This is a genomic window from Neisseria sp. P0022.S010 (assembly GCF_051956635.1).
Genome location: NZ_JBQCXF010000480.1, coordinates 1 through 2237, shown reverse-complemented (window position 1 = coordinate 2237; position 2237 = coordinate 1). Strand labels below are relative to the sequence as shown.

General features: G+C 45.2%; 1 protein-coding gene. It reads left to right on the top strand.

Features of this window, described 5'->3' with window-relative positions:
• Positions 1-135: 135 nt before the first annotated feature.
• The gene (locus ACTHUT_RS18355; RefSeq protein WP_440419334.1) at positions 136-2094 is read left to right on the top strand and encodes a FimV/HubP family polar landmark protein; all 1959 of its coding nucleotides are present in this window, start codon (positions 136-138) and stop codon (positions 2092-2094) included.
• Positions 2095-2237: the final 143 nt, after the last annotated feature.

Sequence of the window (2237 nt, the reverse complement as noted above, 5' to 3'; positions counted from 1 at the left end):
ATATATGGTTAAATGCGTGCACATTGGTTAGTACCATAATTTCCGAACAGGGGATCAGTTTTGAAAAAACATCACAATATTAAATTAATTACAGCTTCTATCGCTTTAATGACATAGCTCAGTGCCTCTGCAGGTTTGGGCGGCTTGAATGTTCAATCTCATTTGGGTGAGCCTTTTACAGGCAGTATCACTGTAACTGGCGAGGAAGCTCAGGCTCTGCTTAATGGCGGTAAGGCCACTATTTCAAATGGCAATTTGCGCGCAGCGGTACGCAAATCAGGCGATAAGGCAGTCGTTACCATCCGCTCTTCTAAAGCCATCAAAGATCCTGTTTTGGTTTTCCAAGTGGGTGTCGGCGCGCAATCGCGTGAATACACCGCTATTATCGATCCGGCCGGATATGATTCTAAAGATGCTGCATCTGTTCGTATCCGTCCGGTCACTGAATCTCAATCTTCCGAGCCGACACGCAATGCCCGACAGCCTGCAACTAAAAACAATAAAGCAGCAGGTAATCAGACAGCTCGAGCGCGTAAGGATGTACAGCGTAAGGCTGAGAAAAAACAAGTTCAGACGGCCTCTGCTAAAAACGACACGGCTGCACGTTCAGGCAGGCAGCATTTGGTGCGTACGGGTGAAACCCTGATTGCCATCGCGTCCAGCATCCGTCCGCAGGGTATGACCTTGGATCAAACCATTCAGGCTTTGGTAAATGCCAATCCGGATGTGTTTATTGATAATAATGCCAACCGTATGTTGGCAGGTAAAGTACTGAATATTCCAAACCGTAGCGAATTGCAACGCTTGGCTGCGTCTGCTCCTGCTAAAACCAATACAGCGACAGAGAAAGGCAATGAAGCCGTCAATGCAACAGAAGCTAAAACAGAAAAACCTGTTGTTCAGCCTGAGGCTCAAACTGAAGCCCAGGTTAAAGATGCTGGTGTAAATACACAGCAACAGGAAGAAGTGAAACAAGCTTCAGCTGAACAAGCAGAACAAGCAGCATCTGCAGCGGTCAATGAAAACACCGCATCGACTGTTCCTGCATCTGATGGTCAAGAAGCTATGGCTTCTGATGCTCAAGAGAATGTAGTGGCTTCTGAGCCTGTTGCAACCACGGATTCTGTCGCGGAGCAAACAGAAAGCGAATCAGACGGCAATTTATGGAAATGGTTATTGGCAGGCGGTGCAGCCCTTATTGCTGCTTGGTTGTTGTTGAAAGCTGCCGGTAAACGTAATGACGAGCTGGAAGAAGCACCTGTAAGCCGTAAGGATGAAGAGAAGGTTGTACAGAAAAATGTTGCTGCTTCAGCTGCTGCGGTTGCTGCAACTAAAGTAACGCCGTCTGAAAAAACTCAAGACGGTCTGTTTATCGAAGATGATTTCGAAGATGATGTGGTTATCAATGAAGTAGAAGAATCTTCCAATATCGATGATGTCAAACTTGATTTGGGTAAGATTGACAATAGTCAGGCAGGTATTCTTTCAGGTGCAGTAACGCATGATGTTGAGACAGAGCAACGCCGCCATGCTGATTGGGATAGTATCGAATCAACAGAAAGCGTGTACGAGCCTGAACCGGAAAATCCGTATCAGCCGGTATCGGTTGTTATGCCGGAACGTAAAGAAGAGCAGGTAAATACATTTGCTGAGTTTGATTTGGCGGCAGAGAAAAAAGTCTCCGAGTCAAGAAATGAAGAGCCACTCGAGTTTACGGTAGAAACCCCTGAAGTTTCAGACAGCCATGTGCTGCCATTCGATGTCAAGCAAGATCAAGACTTGCAAATTCAAGAAATCAAAGAAGAAGTAGAGAAAGAAGAAGCTGCTTCTGAGTTTGTGATTGAAGAAGGTGCATTGGAATGGGGAGCTGAAGATGTTTCAGTGGCTGCCGATAAAAGCAATAGTGAAAGAGGCTTTGTTTCAGAATCAGTCGGCATGACTGCACCGCTTGAAGCCAAATATGATTTGGCTAAGATGTATATCGAAATCGGTGATCCTGAAGCGGCTCGAGAAACATTGCAAGGGCTGATTGAAGAGGCTGAAGGCGATATTCTGCATAAAGCCCAAAAATTGATGAAAGAACTTGGCGCATAAGTGCCAGTCAAATGAAGATGCCGTTTCAGACGGCATCTTTTTTATGGTAAATTAAAAAGCAAGATTTTGGCTGAGTCTATTATTGGTTGGGTAAGATTTCAGCTTTATATGATGGTTGAAGATGAAGGCCGTCTGAAATACAT